At 67.6% G+C, this 16,532-nt stretch carries 12 protein-coding genes; 8 read left to right on the top strand and 4 right to left on the bottom strand.

Annotated features, from left to right (window positions below; genetic code table 11):
- Positions 1 to 76 precede the first annotated feature (76 nt).
- Positions 77 to 757: a type 1 glutamine amidotransferase gene (locus CVM50_RS03920; RefSeq protein ID WP_085886018.1), complete on the top strand. Its 681-nt coding sequence runs from the start codon at positions 77 to 79 to the stop codon at positions 755 to 757.
- A complete protein-coding gene (locus tag CVM50_RS03915; protein WP_085886019.1) occupies positions 754 to 2,127 on the top strand; it encodes a glutamine synthetase family protein in 1,374 nt (457 codons plus the stop codon). The genes CVM50_RS03920 and CVM50_RS03915 overlap by 4 nt, the downstream gene beginning before the upstream one ends.
- Positions 2,128 to 2,230: 103 nt before the next feature.
- Here CVM50_RS03915 and CVM50_RS03910 read toward each other — a convergent pair whose 3' ends face one another.
- Together CVM50_RS03910 and CVM50_RS03905 are read right to left on the bottom strand one after the other, a co-directional pair.
- On the bottom strand, positions 2,231 to 4,489 hold the full coding sequence (locus tag CVM50_RS03910; protein WP_085886020.1) for a pyrroloquinoline quinone-dependent dehydrogenase: 2,259 nt from the start codon (positions 4,487 to 4,489) through the stop codon (positions 2,231 to 2,233).
- The gene (locus tag CVM50_RS03905) at positions 4,486 to 4,863 is read right to left on the bottom strand and encodes a hypothetical protein (RefSeq protein WP_157792124.1); all 378 of its coding nucleotides are present in this window, start codon (positions 4,861 to 4,863) and stop codon (positions 4,486 to 4,488) included. Before CVM50_RS03905 ends, CVM50_RS03910 begins: the two co-directional genes overlap by 4 nt.
- 295 nt (positions 4,864 to 5,158) lie before the next feature.
- Here CVM50_RS03905 and CVM50_RS03900 point away from each other — a divergent pair, with 295 nt between their 5' ends.
- Both CVM50_RS03900 and CVM50_RS03895 read left to right on the top strand, forming a co-directional pair.
- Positions 5,159 to 6,373 (top strand): DegT/DnrJ/EryC1/StrS family aminotransferase, encoded by a 1,215-nt coding sequence (locus CVM50_RS03900; RefSeq protein WP_085886022.1) that lies wholly within the window; start codon positions 5,159 to 5,161, stop codon positions 6,371 to 6,373.
- 258 nt (positions 6,374 to 6,631) lie between these two features.
- The gene (locus tag CVM50_RS03895; protein ID WP_085886023.1) at positions 6,632 to 7,822 is read left to right on the top strand and encodes a sugar-transfer associated ATP-grasp domain-containing protein; all 1,191 of its coding nucleotides are present in this window, start codon (positions 6,632 to 6,634) and stop codon (positions 7,820 to 7,822) included.
- Between the two features lie 42 nt (positions 7,823 to 7,864).
- Here CVM50_RS03895 and CVM50_RS03890 read toward each other — a convergent pair whose 3' ends face one another.
- A complete protein-coding gene (locus CVM50_RS03890) occupies positions 7,865 to 8,830 on the bottom strand; it encodes an isopenicillin N synthase family dioxygenase (protein WP_085886024.1) in 966 nt (321 codons plus the stop codon).
- A 193-nt stretch (positions 8,831 to 9,023) separates the two neighbouring features.
- Entirely contained in the window at positions 9,024 to 9,791 is a 768-nt protein-coding gene (gene truA / locus CVM50_RS03885; RefSeq protein WP_085886025.1) for a tRNA pseudouridine(38-40) synthase TruA, read from the bottom strand.
- A 128-nt stretch (positions 9,792 to 9,919) separates the two neighbouring features.
- Here truA and CVM50_RS03880 point away from each other — a divergent pair, with 128 nt between their 5' ends.
- The 4 genes from CVM50_RS03880 to ileS all read left to right on the top strand — a co-directional run bounded on the left by CVM50_RS03880 (position 9,920) and on the right by ileS (position 16,278).
- Positions 9,920 to 11,365: a YcjX family GTP-binding protein gene (locus CVM50_RS03880; RefSeq protein ID WP_198431845.1), complete on the top strand. Its 1,446-nt coding sequence runs from the start codon at positions 9,920 to 9,922 to the stop codon at positions 11,363 to 11,365.
- Positions 11,362 to 11,838, top strand: a complete 477-nt coding sequence (locus CVM50_RS03875; RefSeq protein ID WP_085886026.1) for a GNAT family N-acetyltransferase — start codon at positions 11,362 to 11,364, stop codon at positions 11,836 to 11,838. Before CVM50_RS03880 ends, CVM50_RS03875 begins: the two co-directional genes overlap by 4 nt.
- Entirely contained in the window at positions 11,835 to 12,887 is a 1,053-nt protein-coding gene (locus CVM50_RS03870) for a YcjF family protein (RefSeq protein WP_085886027.1), read from the top strand. Before CVM50_RS03875 ends, CVM50_RS03870 begins: the two co-directional genes overlap by 4 nt.
- 403 nt (positions 12,888 to 13,290) lie before the next feature.
- Positions 13,291 to 16,278, top strand: a complete 2,988-nt coding sequence (gene ileS, locus CVM50_RS03865; protein ID WP_085886028.1) for an isoleucine--tRNA ligase — start codon at positions 13,291 to 13,293, stop codon at positions 16,276 to 16,278.
- Positions 16,279 to 16,532 lie beyond the last annotated feature (254 nt).

Raw genomic sequence — 16,532 nt, 5'->3', positions numbered from 1 at the left:
CCAACGCGCCGCCGCATCGGCCCTTGCCGCCCTTCGCGCGCTCTACTACCTTCGCGGTGCAATATAACGGTGTTCCATGAAAATCGGCATTCTGCAGACCGGCCACGCGCCGGACAACATGCTTGAAACCCTGGGCGACACGCCCGTCTTCTTCGAGCGGCTCCTGGCGGGGCACGACTTCACCTACCAGATCTATCCCGTCTGTGACGGCGTTTTCCCCGACAGCAGCCGCGATTGCGACGCCTGGCTGATCACCGGGTCGAAATTCGGCGCCTACGAGGATCACGACTGGATCCCCCCGCTGGAGGACCTGATCCGCCGCATCTACGCCGCCGGCGTGCCGCTGGTCGGCATCTGCTTCGGCCATCAGATCATCGCCCAGGCACTGGGCGGCCGGGTGGAGAAATTCTCCGGCGGCTGGTCGGTGGGCGCCACGCGCTACACCGGGCCCGAGGGGGAGAAGGTGCTGAACGCCTGGCACCAGGACCAGGTGACGGTGCTGCCCCCCGATGCCAAGGTACTGGCCGCCTCGCCCTTCTGCCCCTATGCGGCGCTGTCCTACGGCCCCCATGTCTACACCGTGCAGCCGCACCCGGAATACGGCGCCGACGCCATCGACATGCTGCTGCGCGAACGCGCGCCCGGCGTCGTCCCGCCCGAGTTGATCGAGGCCGCGACCAAGGCGCTCGACACCCAAACCACGGCATCCGACGAAGCAGAGCGTATCGCCGCCGTCCTGAAAGGAACCCCGTTGTGAGCCCCGACAAGAGCAAGGACTGGACGCAGGACATCCCCGAGGCCGCCCAGCAGTACCTGGTCGGGCGCCGCCTGGACGAGGTCGAATGCATCATCGCCGACGTGCCCGGCATTGCCCGCGGCAAGGCGGTGCCCGCGTCGAAATTCGCCCGGCAGAAGAACTTTCACCTGCCCAACTCGATCTTCTTCCAGACTATCACCGGCGACTGGTCCGATGCCGCCGGCGACGAGGGCTTCATCGAGCCCGACATGATCCTGGAGCCTGACCTGTCGACCACCACCGCCGCCCCCTGGACCGGCGACTGGACGTTGCAGGTGATCCACGACGCCTATGACCGCAAGGGCAAACCGATCCCCTACAGCCCCCGCAACGTGCTGAAACGGGTGGTCGCCCTCTACGAGGCGCAGGGGTGGAAGCCGGTCGTCGCGCCCGAGATGGAATTCTACATCGTCGCCCGCAACCTAGACCCGGTGAAACCGATCGAGCCGATGATGGGCCGCTCGGGCCGTCCAGCCGCCGCGCGCCAGGCCTATTCGATGACAGCCGTGGATGAATTCGGCCCGGTGATCGACGACATCTACGACTTCGCCGAGGCGCAGGGGTTCGAGATCGACGGCATCACCCAGGAAGGCGGCGCCGGCCAGCTGGAGATCAACCTGCGCCACGGCGACCCGGTGAAGCTGGCCGACGAGGTCTTCTTCTTCAAGCGGCTGATCCGCGAGGCGGCCCTGCGCCACGACTGCTTCGCCACCTTCATGGCCAAACCGATCATGGACGAGCCCGGCTCGGCCATGCACATCCACCATTCCGTCCTCGACATGGAGACCGGCAAGAACATCTTCACCGGCCCCCAGGGCGGCGAGACAGACGCCTTCTACACCTTCATCGGCGGCCTGCAGAAGCACCTGCCGGAATGTATCCCCCTGCTGGCCCCCTACGTGAACAGCTACCGCCGCTACGTGAAGGACCACGCCGCGCCGATCAACCTGGAATGGGGCCGCGACAACCGCACCACGGGCATCCGCGTGCCGATCTCCGGCCCCGATGCGCGGCGGGTGGAAAACCGCGTCGCCGGCATGGACTGCAACCCCTACCTCGGCATCGCCGCCTCGCTGGCCGCGGGCTATCTGGGTCTGATGAACGAGGAACGGGCCGAGAAGCAGTTCCGCGGCGATGCCTACGAGGGCGAGGGCGATTTCCCCCGCACCCTGGGCGAGGCGCTGGACACGATGGATGAGGCCACCGCCCTGGCCGAGGTGCTGGGACCGGAGTTCCTGCGCGTCTATTCCATCGTGAAACGCACCGAGTACGAGGAATTCCTCAACGTGATCTCGCCCTGGGAACGGGAACACCTGCTGCTGAACGTCTGACCAGCGTCAGACAAGCGGATCCGGAACGCAAAAAGGCGCCTGCGGTTGCAGGCGCCTTTCGCATTTGCGCGGGCGGAGCAAGGGGCCCCGCCCGTCAGGTTCATCAGTCTTCCGGCAGAGCGTAGACGGCCACTTGGTCGCCCACCTGCTGCTTCAGGATCGTGTTGCCCCCGGCGACGAAGGCCACGTATTGCCGACCTTCGTATTCATAGACTGCCGGGTTGGCGACCGCGGGCGCCTGCACGTTGTCTTCCCAAAGCTCCTCGCCGGTCTCCAGATCGAAGGCGCGCACCTTGGCGTCCATCGTGGCGCCGATGAAGATCAGGCCACCGGCCGTCACCGCCGGGCCGCCGATGGTGGGCGAACCCATGCTTTCGGGCATGTAGAAGCCGTAGCGCTGCGAATGACCCAGCGGGCGACGCCACTTGATGTCGCCGGTGGTCATGTCGATCGCCGCCAGCTCGCCATAGGGCGGTTTCCAGCAGGGCATGCCGGCCCAGTTCAGCGCGGTCTTCAGCGACATGCCGTAGGGCGCGCCGGTCTGGGGATGGAAGCCGCCCTCGCCGTTGGATGCGCCTTCGGTCTGGGCCTCGTAGTCCTCCCGCTCATAGAGCTGGATGTACTGCACGATGTGGCTGAAGTTCACGATCGCCGTCTGGCTTTCGGGATCAAAGGCGACGCCTCCCCATTGCACGCCACCGGCGCTGTCGGGATAGGTGAAGACGCCCTGGCCCTTGGTCGTGGGCGGCGTGTACATGCCTTCGTACCACAGGTCGTCCCAGAGATCGGAACACTGGCCACCGCTGATCAGGTCGGCAATCGGCCAGACCTCGGGCTTCTCCGACTGGTCCAGAAGCGGCGCGGGCTTGGTCGGGAAGGGCTGCGTTTCCGCGTAGACCTCGCCGTCGACGGTGCCGTCACCGCCCGGCACGGGGCGTTCCTCGATCGGCCAGACATCCTCGCCGGTTTCGCGGTTCACCACGAAGAGATAGCCCATCTTGGTGGCCTGGATCAGCGCCGGGATCTCCTCGCCGTCGACGGTGATGTCGGTCAGCGTCGGCGCGGAGTTGATGTCGTAGTCCCAGATGTCATGGTGCACCCACTGGCGCGACCATGCCGCTTCGCCGGTCTCGATGTCCACGGCCGTGGTCGAGGTGGCATAGGGGATCTCCTCCGTCCGGTTGCCGCCCCAGTAATTCGGCGAGGGCGAGGCGACGGGCAGGTAGATCAGCCCCAATTCCTCGTCCACCGACATGGCGGTCCAGACGTTGGCGGTGCCGGTCTGTTCGCGGATGTCCTCCGGCAGGGTCTCGAAGGACCACTGAAGCTCCGCCGTCTGCGGATCGATGGAGAAGATGGCACCCGGCGGGGCTTCGGCCCAGTCCCAGTCAGAGCCGGCCCAGCCCATGATGACGTGGTTGCCCACGACCGTCGGCGGCTGCAGCAGCGACAGGGGGAAGTGGTCGTTCACGTCATTCCAGACGTTCACGTCCAGCACGCCCTCCTCGCCGAAATCAGAGCAAAGCTCGCCACTGTCGGCATCCAGCGCAAACAGGCGCGCATCCATGGTGCCGAGGTAGATGATCTTCTGACAAGCCTCGCCCTCGACAGGGTTGTCGGCTTCCCAATAGGCGACGCCCCGGTTCTTCAGCGCGGGTTGAGTCAGCGGCTCCAGCCGCGACTTGGTGTCGAAGCTCCACTTTTCCTCGCCCGTGGCCGGGTCGAGGGCCAGCACGCGGTAGAAGGGCGTGCCGAGGTACAGCGTGTCATTGGCAAAGACCGGGGTGGCCGACCAGACGGTCGAGGCGAGATCGCCAGTGCCGTCGGACATGTCGCCCGTGTGCACTTCCCACACCTTTTCCAGATCGCCCACGTTCTCCGGCGTGATCTGGTCCAGCGGCGCGTATTTCTGCGCGTTCAGCTGGCCGTGGAAGCTGTCCCAGGTGGCGGTTTCCGGCACCAGCGGGATCGGGTCGGCGGCCGGTTCGGCCTCCGCAGTTTCTTCCGCTTCGGTCTCGGCGGTGTCCGCCTCCGCGTCATCCGTCGCCTCTTCGGCGGTCGGGGCCTCGGCGTCCTCTTCCGTCAGGTTATCGGGCGTCAGGGTCTCGGGCGCCAGATCCTCGGTCTCGATCGCTTCGGGCTGGGCATCCTCGGGGGCCTCGTCAGCCTCCTCTGCACCGGCGTCCTCGGTCGCGGTGTCTGCCGGCGCCTCGCTCTCCGGGGCGACAGCTTCGGGCGTGACCGCCGGTTCGGTCACTTCGGGCTGCGGCGTCTCGGGCTCTGCCTCGGTCTGCGCCAGCAGGGGCGCGGGCGCGATCAGCGCGGTGCAGAGCATCAGGGTGGATCGGGTCAGACGGGTCATGCGATGGCTCCTTCCCGGGCGCGGGCGGCCCTGGCGGGCTGCGCGCAGTCGATGATCCAGCCGACCAGCGCCACGGCCATGGCCGCCGTCAGCATCGGCTGCAGCAGGAACAGCCCCGCGATGCCGGTCAGAACGATACCCAGCACCAGCAGAACCCGCAGCACGTTGCGCCAGGCGCGACTGCCAACCAGCGCGACAATCAGCGAGGCAAGAAAAATGAGGACCGAGGACAGGATGACCAGCAGCGCGCCGGGCGTGCCCGAAACCCCTGTCAGTGGCGTGAAATAGGCATAGGCGGAGATGATGCCCCCGGCGAGACCGCCGGCCAGCATCAGGACCGCGCCCAATCTGTAAGATGTGTTGGAACGCGACAATTGAGCCTCATCTGTCTGAATTACAGTTTTTTTCCGGAGGTCGACCGCCTGGGCGGTACAGTCCTCCCGCTTAACCCAACGTGCGCAGGCCCCTCCGGTTCCGCAGAAATCCGCTCCCGTCGCGGCAGGTTCCGGCCGATCACGCGATTGTCGGCCCCCGCGAGGAGCACCGAGATGTCCGTCCGTCGCTGCCCCCCGGCGCCTGCCGCCGCGCCCCTGTTACAGAGTTTTCACTTTGCGCCCGGGCATCCTTCCGTTAGATTTCCCGAAGATGACTTTCAGGAAAGCCGAAAAGATGACTCTGCCGCCGAATGTTTACGACGCCGAAGCGATCCCCGAAACGGCCCGCGCCGAAATCGAACGCCTTCTCGCGACGGGGGATCTTTTCCGCTACACGGCGCCCGAGAATGCCCCGGTGACCCTGCTGGAAACCGACTTCGCGGAGATGATGGGCACGAAATACGCCCTCGCCGTCTCCTCCTGCTCCGCCGCGCTCTTCCTGTCGCTGAAGGCGCTGGACCTGCCGCGCGACGCCCGCGTGCTGATCCCCGGCTTCACCTTCGCCGCGGTGCCGTCGTCGATCGTGCATGCCGACTGTCAGCCGGTCCTCTGCGAGGTCGGCGCCAACTACCGGATCGACATCGAGCATTTCAAGGAACTGCTGCCGACCGTCCAGGCGGTCATCATCAGCCACATGCGCGGCCATACCTCGGACATGGATGCGATCATGGCGCTCTGTGACGAGGCGGGCATTCCGGTGGTCGAGGATGCGGCCCACTCCCTCGGCACCACTTGGCACGGCAAGAACATCGGCACCCTCGGCCGCATCGGCTGTTTCTCCTTCCAGAGCTACAAGCTGGTGAACTCCGGCGAGGGCGGGATCCTGATCACCGACGACGCCGACCTGGTGGCCCGCGCCATCATCATGTCGGGCGCCTACGAACACATGTGGAAGAAGCACAAGGCGCGCCACGGCGAGAACTCCAACGACCTGGTCGAGGCGCTGGAACGCTGGCAGAACAAGCTGCCGCTTTACAATCTGCGCCTCAGCAACATGTCCGCCACCATCGCCCGCAGCCAGCTGCCCGAAGTGGCCCGCCGGGTCCGCGACGGCCGTCGCAACCACGACCACACCGCCGCCGCCATCTCCGCCAGCCCCTGGATCGAGGTGCCTGAGAAGCTGGCCCCGGAAGAGCGCGCGCCCGACAGCCTGCAGTTCAACCTCGTCGGCCTGAGCGATACGCAGACGAAGGCCTTCCAGGATGCCGCCGCCAAGCGCGGGGTGAAGGTTCAGGTCTTCGGCATGTCCACCGACAACGCCCGCGCCTTCTGGAACTGGCAGTTCATCCAGGACCTGCCGGAGCTGCCGCAGACCCGCGCCATGCTGATGCGCGCCTGCGACTGCCGCCTGCCCGCCCGCCTCACGCTGGAGGAATGCGACATGATCGCCGATGCCCTGACCGGCGCCGCCGCCGATGTCATGGGCGAGGTCACCCACGCTGCGGAATAAGCGGCATCTGCCGACATGGCGCGATCGTCTGCCCCCGGTGTGATCTGGTATCACACCGGGGGTTTCGCCTCCCCGACCCCGGATCCTCGCGCCATCCCCTGCCCGCCTGTTGCACGATTGACGCCCTCACTCGCATAAGCGGCCTGCAGACGGTTCCAATTGCCTGATCTCAGGGTAAGTTTCCCTTCGGGACATCAAGCCCCCGGAAGCGCGGCCCTGGCCGGCACCCGAGGGGCATTGACAGGGGAACAGCGAAAGATGAGCAGTACAAAGGCGCCGACAGCCCTCCTGGCCGCACCGGACATGCCGAAACCACCCTCGCATGAGCTGATCGTCAAGGTGGCCCGTGACTACGGCGTCTCCCCGTTCAGGCAGGCGCGAGAAATGCTCCAGTTCTCTCGCGGCCGACAGCGCTTGGGCCTGCACGAATATTACACCTTCCGGCTCTTCGACCCCGAGCGAAGCATCGAGGAAAAGCGGCAATTCATCGGCTTGCTGGGGAACAAGGACCTGAACAAGCGACTGAGCCCGCGAGACATGGCGATCGGCACCAACGTAATCGTCGAGGACAAGATCTTCTTCGAGGCCCTGATCAAGCAACTTGGTTTTCCGACGACCGACACCCAGGCTGTCACCTCGCGGACGCGCCACTTCGGGAACATCCCCCGGCTCGATACGGTGGAGGCCGCCGAGGCCTTCCTGCTGAACGAGGCCCGCTATCCGCTGTTCATCAAGCCTGTCTCCGGCTCGCGCAGCGTCGGTTCGGCCCTGATCTCCGAACGGGACCTGGCCGACGGGAGCCTGCACCTGATGAATGGCCGGCAGATCCCGGCGCGCGCCGTGGCCGAAGAGATGTTTGCCGACGCGCGGGGCAGCTACCTGCTGCAATCGGCCGTGCAGCAAAACGCCACCCTGTCGGATGTGGCAGGCAGCGCGGTCGGCTCGATGCGGGTCGTCACCCTGATGGGCGATCAGATGCCCGAGGTTCTCTACACCCTATGGAAGGTTCCTTCGCCCAGTGCGATGTCCGACAACTACTGGCAGGACGGCAGCATGATCGCGGAGATCGACCCGGCCAACGGCCAGGTCCTGCAATGCCACCGCGGCCAGGGTCCGGCCCGCGAGGCGCTGAGCCTGCATCCGGTCAGCGGCAAGGCATTCACCGATATTCGCATCCCGCATTGGGACGCCGTGATCGACGTCACCACGCGGTGCCACGCCCTTTTCGCGAAATCCGGTGTCCTCGGCTGGGACATCGCCATCGGAGAGACGGGCCCGAAGATCATCGAGGCCAACCCGAACCCGCATCACACGCTTTACCAGCTGGCCACGGGAAACGGCGTCCTGAACGAGAGTTTCGATCCGAAGTTCGAGGCGGTCGCCGCCGTACAGAAAGCCCGACTCGAAAAGGCCAAGGCAAAATCCCGCAAGAAAAAGAAGACGTCGTGACGCTTCTGGCCCGCGCCGCGCGCGGGCCGGACCAGCCCCGGTTCAGCTGTTGGCCGCGTTGAATTTCCCCATCAGGTAGGGGCCCGACAACACCGGCTCCCCCTCTCCCGCCAGCGGCCGGATCTCGGCGTGCCAGTTGGGCTGGTGGAAATAGGCGATGGACATGCGCCGCCGCGTCGCCCACTCGGGCGGGGTTACCACCCGGTGCAGGGTCGACACCCATTCCCCTCCGGTCCACAGCGTCATCAGGTCGCCGATGTTGATCACGAAGGCGCCCTCGACCGGCGGGATGCCCCGCCAGGTGCCTTCGGGCGTCAGGATCTCCAGCCCGCGGGACCCGGGTTCGGGCAGCAGGATCGTCAGCGAGCCGTAGTCGGTATGGGCGCCGGCGCGCAGCTGGCCCTCTTCCGGCGCTACCTCCTGCGCGGGATAGTTCAGCGCCCGCATGCCGCTGACCGGCGCGTCGATGACATCCGCGAAATGATCCTGCGGTAGATCCAGGGCCACGGCGAAGACCTCCATGATGCGGGCGGCCAGGGCCTCCATCTCGGCGTAGTAGGCCGTCCAGGCCTCGCGGAATCCCTCGGGCGCCTCAGGCCAGGGCGTCGGAGCATAGCAAAAGGCCAAGGCCTGGGGATCCGTCTCTCCCTCGGGCACGGCCTGGGGCCCGCCGTTGAAGCTCTCCTTCAGATCGGGGGGCGTGTCCTCGCCGCGCGACTTGGCCAGGGCTTCGGATCCCGGGCCGAGGTAGCCGTAGGGATCACCCGGGGCCGGCTTCAGCTTCTGCTTCTCCTCCGGCGGCAGATCGAAGAAGGTGGTCAGCCTGGACCAGAGCCCCGCGATCACCTCCTCCGGCACGCCATGGTTGCCGACGGCCAGAAAGCCGGTCTCGCGACAGGTGCGGTCCACCTCGGCGCCGATGGCGGCACGACCTGCGGCATCGGCGGCGGCAAAGGCGCCCAGGTCCAGGATGGGGAAATCGGGGGCGGCGCTGTCGTCGAGGCTCATGGCAGGTCCTTTGGTCGTTCCGGGGCAAAGTTCGGCCAGACCGGGGGCGCTGTCAACGCGCGCCAGCGCGGCGGCACGCGCAGAGACAGGCCAAAGCGCAGGCCCAGACAGGCCGCGCCGGGAAAGCGAGCAAGGATGCGGGACGGAGGGCGGGGCGTCGTGGGCCCGAGGCCCACGCGCGGCGCCTCCGCCCTCAGGCGAAGGGATCCTCGGGGTAGCCCACCCCGGCGAGGTAGAGCCCGCCCGGCGGGCAGACCGGGCCACAGGCGGCCCGGTCGCGGGCCTCCAGCGCGGTCTTCACCTGATCGGGCGCCCAGGCGCCGGCGCCCACCCGTTCCAGGGTGCCAACGATGGACCGGACCTGGTTGTGCAGGAAGCTGCGGGCCCGCAGGTGGAAGTGGAATTCCGGCCCAGACTGGCCCGTGACCGGCTCGATCCGGATCTCGTCCAGGGTCTTCACCGGGCTGGCCGCCTGGCAGATGGAGCTGCGGAAGGTGGTGAAATCGTGGTGCCCCACCAGATGCGCCGCACCCGCGCGCATCGCCTCCAGCGACAGCGGCTGTTTCACCTGCCAGACCAGACCAGCCTCAAAGGTGGCGGGCGCGCGCCGTACCAGCAGCCGGAACAGGTAGCGCCGTTCCAGCGCCGAAAACCGCGCGTGCCAGTCGTCGGTCACCCGCGCACAGGCGCGGATTGCCACCGGATCTGGCTTCAGGTGATAGTTCAGCGCCTCACTCAGGCGGAAGGGATCCCAGTCGCGCGTGAGGTCGCACTGGGCCACCTGCCTCGTCGCGTGGACCCCCGCGTCGGTCCGCCCGGCTGCGGCGATGGTATGCTCGCCCGGTTCCAGCTTCGCCAGGGCGGCCTCGATGGCGCCCTGCACCGAGGGCACGTCGGCCTGCCTCTGCCAGCCGGCAAAGGGGCCCCCGTGGTATTCGACCTGTAGCGCAAATCTCGGCATGCCCGGCGCTTAGCCCATCCGGGCCCCATGCCGCAATCCCCTGCCGTGGCGCCGGCCCGGGGCGCCGGAACGCTTGGAAACCCGCGCCTCCGCCTCTATCTCTGTCTGTGCAGGCAAGAGGAGATCCCGTGGCACCCCGCACCTTCGGCCGATACGGCACGCATTTCGGCATCACCTCGCTGGCGGATGGCATCTCGCGGCAGGTGGAGGCCGCCTCCGACAGTTTCTCCGCCACCTTCCTGGAACCCTCGCTGCGGCTCGGCATCACCGGCATGGCGCGAGCCGGCAAGACGGTGTTCATCACCTCGCTGGTGGCGAACCTGCTGAACCGCGCCCGGATGACCGGGCTGGCCGCCCAGGCCGAGGGGCGGATCCTGGCCACCTACCTGCAGCCCCAGCCCGACGACACCCTGCCCCGCTTCGAGTACGAGGATCACCTGGCGGCCCTCACCGGCCCCAAACCGCACTGGCCCGACAGCACGCGGTCGATCTCCGAACTGCGCCTGTCCTTCCGGGTGCGGCCCACGGGCCTTCTGGGCGGGGTGACGGGGCCGCGCACCTTTCACCTCGACATCGTGGATTATCCCGGCGAATGGCTGCTGGACCTCGGGCTGATGGACAAAAGCTATGCCGAGTGGTCCGCCGACACGCTCGCCCGGATGGAGGGGCGCGCCTATGCGCAGTCCTTCCTCGACGCGGCGCGCGCGGCCCGGGGCACCGACAGTTTCGACGAACCCGCCGCGCAGGAGCTGTCGCGGATCTACACCGCCTACCTGGGCGAGGCGCGGACCCACGGCATTTCCGATGTCACGCCGGGGCGGTTCCTGCTGCCCGGCGACCTTGCCGGTTCTCCGGTGCTGACCTTCGCCCCCCTGCCGCCGGAGGAAAAACCGGCCCGCAAGGGCCTGTGGCGCGAGATGGAGCGCCGCTACGAGGCCTACAAGGCCCGCGTCGTCAAACCCTTCTTCACCGAACATTTCGCCCGCATCGACCGCCAGGTGGTGCTGGTCGACGCCCTTTCGGCGATCCATGCGGGGCCCGAGGCCGTCGATGACCTGGGCCGCGGCATGGAGGCGATCCTGCAGGCCTTCCGCCCCGGTCGCAACGCCTGGCTGACCCAGTTCCTCTTTGGCAAGCGGGTGGAGAAGATCCTCTTTGCCGCGACCAAGGCCGACCACCTGCACCATTCCCAGCACCCGCGCCTGACGGCCGTGCTGGACGCGCTGCTGGCCAAGGCGGTGTCGCGCGCCGATTTCGCCGGCGCCAGCACGTCGTCCATGTCCATCGCCGCGCTGCGGACCACGGTGGAGGAGACCTTGACCCACGACGGGCGGCAGCTGGACTGCGTGCGCGGGCGGCTGGCCGACGGGCGCGAGGCCGCCTTCTATCCCGGCGAACTGCCCGAGGATCCCAGCCGCATCACCCGAGGCTTCCAGGCCGGGGACAAGTGGCTGGACGGCGATTACCGCATCATGAACTTCCAGCCCGCGCCCTTGATGCTGAAACCCGGCGAAGGGCCGCCGCATATCCGGCTGGACCGCGCAGCACAGTTCCTTCTGGGGGACCGGCTGTGAGCGCGCCGCGCATCACCCGGGCGCGGCTGCGCGACGTGCCGGGGCTGGCCCGCGTGCTCTGGTCGCATACCCGCGCCCCGGGCCACCCGCGCGCCCGCTCGCCTCTGGCGGACCTGCGCCTGCTGGCACGCCTGGTGCGCCGCGACACGGTCTGGCTGGTCCGCGACCGGCGCGGCCCGGCGGCCTTCCTGGCGCAGCGTGACCAGCAGATCCAGGCGCTCTACGTCCATGCCCGCGCCCGGCGCGCAGGGCTCGGCCGGGCGCTTCTGCGCCGCGCCAAGGACACCCAGGCGGCGCTGTCGATCTGGACGCCCCAGGACAACCACGCCGCCCGCCGTTTCTACGCCGCCGAAGGCTTCGTCACCATGGGCTACAGCGACGGGCAAGGCAATGACGAGGCCCTCCCCGAGGTCCTGATGATCTGGAGCGCCGCCCCCCACGTCCCGACATCCCGACAGGAGGCCGCCGCATGACCGACCGCTCCGACGACACCGCCCGTCCCGCCGCAGGCAAGCAAGCCGGTCCCGTCCTGATCGAGGTCGACGGCCCCGCCGCCCGCCCCGACATGGCGCCCCCGGTGCCCGACACCTCCCTGCCCGCCGCCGATGCCCGGCTGGCGCGGACCGCGCGGCTGATGGCGCGCAAACCCTCGCGGCTGGCGCGCTGGTTCTGGGCCCTGGCCGGGGCGCTGCTGACGGTGGCGATCTCCACCGCGGCCTGGAACGCGGTGACGGCGCTGATTGCCTCCACCCCCTGGCTGGGCTGGGCGGTGACAGTGCTGATCGGCGCCTTCCTGGCGGTGCTGCTGGCCATCGTGGTGAAGGAGCTGACGGCATTTGCCCGGCTGGCGCGCATGGACCGGCTGCACAAGGTGATGGCCGACGCCCGCGCCTCGGACGAGCTGGCCCAGGCCCGTGAGGCCACACGGCAGCTGACGAAACTCTACCGGGGCCGGCCCGAGATGCGCTGGCAGGTGGAGCGGTTCGACGAACGCCAGCCCGACCAGTTCGACGCCGCCTCCCTGCTGGACCTGGCGGAAGGTGAGCTGCTGACGCCCCTGGACCGCGCGGCCCGCGCCGAGGTGGAAGCCGCCGCGCGGCAGGTGGCCACGGTGACCGCCCTGGTGCCCTTGGCCCTGGCGGATGTCGCCACGGCCCTTGGCGCCAATATCCGCATGATCCGCCGCATCGCGGAAATCTACGGCGGCCGCTCGGGCACGCTGGGGTCCTGGCGCCTGCTGCGCGCGGTGATGACCCACCTGGTGGCCACCGGCGCCGTGGCCATGGGCGACGACATGCTGGGCTCCGTGCTGGGCGGCAACCTGCTGGCGCGCCTGTCGCGCCGCTTCGGCGAAGGGGTGGTCAACGGGGCGCTGACGGCCCGCGTCGGCCTCGCGGCGATGGAAGTCTGCCGCCCCATGCCCTTCTCCGACGGGCGCCGCCCGCGGGTTACCTCGATCATCCAGACTGCGCTGACCGGCCTTTTCGCCAAGGCAGAGAAGACCGAGGGTGGCGCGGACTGAAAGCGCGGAGGGGGCGCCGCCCCCCGCCTTCGGCGCCCCCCGGAGTATTTCCGACGACGTGAAGAGGCGGGACAGTGCCCGGAAAGTCGGCCTCCTTTCGCCATGAGGAGCGTGCCACGCCCCCGTCCTCGAAAGTCGGGCAACCCGGGGGCAGCCCCCTGTCTTCACGTCGTCCAAAATACTCCCGCCGGAGGCATCCGACACCTGCCGCAGGCACAGGCCCCCGATCCTCTGGACGCCCGCCCGCCCCGCGTGTATGCATCCCCCATGATGACCCGAGCCTTCGCCATCATCATTCGAATTACATGCCCGGCGCTCTGAACTCGAGCCGCCGGGACAAGGCGTATGGGATACCGCGCCGACCTTTCACAGACATTGCGACTTCCTGAAACGGATCACGACCATGTGCGCCGAGACGCCTGACTACAAAGACACGCTGAACCTTCCGAAAACCGATTTCCCCATGCGCGCGGGCCTGCCCAAGCGCGAGCCCGGCTGGCTGGACCGCTGGGAAAAGATCGGCATCTACGACCGCCTGCGCGAGAAGGAGGGGCGGACACCCTTCACCCTGCATGACGGCCCCCCCTATGCCAACGGCCACCTGCACATCGGTCACGCCCTGAACAAGACGATCAAGGACATGATCGTACGGTCGCACCAGATGATGGGTCATGACGCGCGTTACGTGCCCGGCTGGGACTGCCACGGCCTGCCGATCGAGTGGAAGATCGAGGAGCAGTATCGCAAGAAGGGCCGCAACAAGGATGAGGTCGACGTGGTCGACTTCCGCCAGGAATGCCGCAAGTTCGCCGAAGGCTGGGTGGACGTGCAGCGCGAGGAGTTCAAGCGCCTCGGCATCACCGGCAACTGGGATGATCCCTACCTGACCATGAACTTCCACGCCGAGCGCGTCATCGCCGAGGAATTCATGAAGTTCCTGATGAACGGCACGCTCTATCAGGGCTCGAAGCCCGTGATGTGGTCGCCGGTGGAAAAGACCGCCCTGGCCGAGGCCGAAGTGGAATACCATGACAAGGAAAGCTTCACCATCTGGGTGAAGTTCAAGGTCGCCGATTTCGCCCCCGGGGCCGGCGAGAGCTCGGACGAGGAAGAAAGCGCCGAGGCCCGCCAGGCAGTCGTCGAGGCGGCCCAGGCCGCGCGGGAGAAGTTCCTGGGCGCCCATGTGGTGATCTGGACCACGACGCCCTGGACCGTCCCGTCGAACAAGGCCGTCGTCTTCGGCGCCGACTTTGACTACGGCCTCTACGAGGTCACCGGGACGCCGGACGAATGCTGGCTGCAGGTCGGCGAGAAATACATCCTGGCAGACAAGCTGGCCGCCCAGACCTTCGCCAAGGCGCGCCTGGAAGACGGTCAGTGGAAACGCGTCAGCGACGTCAGCGCCAATCAGCTGGCCGCGATGACGCTGGCGCACCCGCTGGCGGGTACCGAAGGGTCGAACGGCGAATGGGACGCGCCGCGCGATTTCCGCGCCGCGCCCTTTGTCACCGACGAGGAAGGCACCGGCTTCGTCCACTGCGCCCCCTCGCACGGGATGGAGGAATACGAGCTTTACCGTGATCTCGGCATGCTCGACCAGGTCATCACCTACAACGTGATGGACGATGGCGCTTTGCGCGCCGACCTGCCCTTCTTCGGGGGCAAGTACATCCTGAACCGCAAGGGCGGTGAGGGCGATGCCAACAAGGCCGTCATCGACAAGCTCGCCGAGGTGGGTGGGCTGATGGCGCGCGGCAAGATCAAGCACAGCTACCCGCATTCCTGGCGTTCCAAGGCGCCGGTGATCTTCCGTAACACCTCGCAGTGGTTCGCCGCGATCGACCGAAAGGTCGACGACGGCCAGGACCAGCACGGCGAGACGATCCGCGAACGCGCGCTGAAATCCATCGAGGAGCTGGTGAAGTTCACGCCGCAGTCGGGCCGCAACCGCCTGCATTCGATGATGGAAAGCCGTCCCGACTGGGTGCTGTCGCGCCAGCGGGCCTGGGGTGTGCCGCTGACCTGTTTCACCAAGGTGGGCGCCCTGCCGACGGATCCCGACTTCCTGCTGCGCGATCCGGCCGTCAACGCCCGCATCATCGAGGCCTTCGAGGCCGAGGGCGCCGATGCCTGGTACAAGGATGGCGCCAAGGAACGGTTCCTGGGCAATGACTACGACCCGGCCGAATGGCAGAAGGTCGATGACATCCTCGACGTGTGGTTCGACAGTGGCTCCACCCATGCCTTCGTGCTGCGGGATCGTCCCGACGGCACCGAGGACGGCATTGCCGACGTCTACATGGAAGGCACCGACCAGCACCGCGGCTGGTTCCACTCTTCCCTGCTGGAGGCCTGCGGCACCCTGGGTCGCGCGCCCTACCGCAACGTGGTGACCCATGGGTTCACGCTGGACGAGAAGGGCAACAAGATGTCCAAGTCGCTCGGCAACACCATCGCGCCGCAGGACGTCATCAAGCAGTACGGCGCGGACATCCTGCGCCTCTGGGTGGCCCAGACCGACTACATGGCCGACCAGCGGATCGGGGACACGATCCTGAAGGGCACCGCTGACAGCTACCGCCGTCTGCGCAACACCATGCGCTTCATCCTGGGCTCGCTTGGCGATTTCCGCGAGGAGGACCGCGTGGCCCCCGCTGACATGCCGGAGCTGGAACGCTGGGTCCTGCATCGCCTGGCAGAGCTGGACGAGGTCGTGCAGCAGGGCTACCGCGCCTTCGACTTCCAGGGCGTCTTCCAGGCGGTGTTCAACTTCGCCACGGTAGAGCTGTCGTCCTTCTACTTCGACATCCGCAAGGATGCGCTCTACTGCGACGGCGACACCCTGCGGGCCAAGGCTACGCGCAGCGTGCTGGACATCCTGTTCCACCGTCTGACCACCTGGCTGGCGCCGGTGCTGTGCTTCACCATGGAAGAGGTCTGGCTGGAACGCTTCCCCGGCGAGGACAGCTCCGTCCACCTGCAGGACTTCCCGGAGACGCCGGCGTCCTGGAAGGACGCGGCGCTGGCCGCCAAGTGGGCCCGCGTGCGCCAGGCGCGCCGTGTCGTTACCGCCGCGCTGGAGGTGCAGCGGGTTGACAAGGTGATCGGCGCCTCACTGGAGGCCGCGCCGGTCGTCCATGTCGAGGATGCAGATGTGCTGGCGGCGCTGAAGTCGGTGAACTTCGCCGACATCTGCATCACCTCGGACCTGCAGCTGTCGGCCGATCCCGCCCCACAGGAGGCCTACCGCCTGCCCGAGGTTTCTGGCATCGCCGTGGTCTTCGAAAAGGCCGAGGGCGAGAAGTGTCAGCGTTGCTGGAAGATCCTGCCGGACGTGGGCACCCATGCGCACCCGGGCGTCTGCGGGCGCTGCGACAGCGCGCTGGACTGACGCCTGCGGGGCACAGCCCCGCCGGATCTGAGTGAAAAACAAAGACCCCCGCCGCAACCGGCGGGGGTCTTTCCGTTCCGGCCCCTGCAGAGGGATAAGGCCGGAATGGTGGACCATAGCGGCGCGGGAGGGCGCCACATCTGCGCGTCCCTGTTCGGCGGTGCCGTGCCACTGCGGCCCCGGAGGAAGGTGATCCGGGCGGTCGACCGCAGCGCGCGCCATGTCGTTTCACGCCTCGTGTCTCTTCACTCTGC

Origin of the sequence: Pseudooceanicola marinus (assembly GCF_002786295.1) — a bacterium.
GTDB classification, from domain to species: domain Bacteria; phylum Pseudomonadota; class Alphaproteobacteria; order Rhodobacterales; family Rhodobacteraceae; genus Pseudooceanicola; species Pseudooceanicola marinus.
Note: the sequence above shows the minus strand (reverse complement) of the source record. Positions and strands in the feature narration are given on the sequence as shown.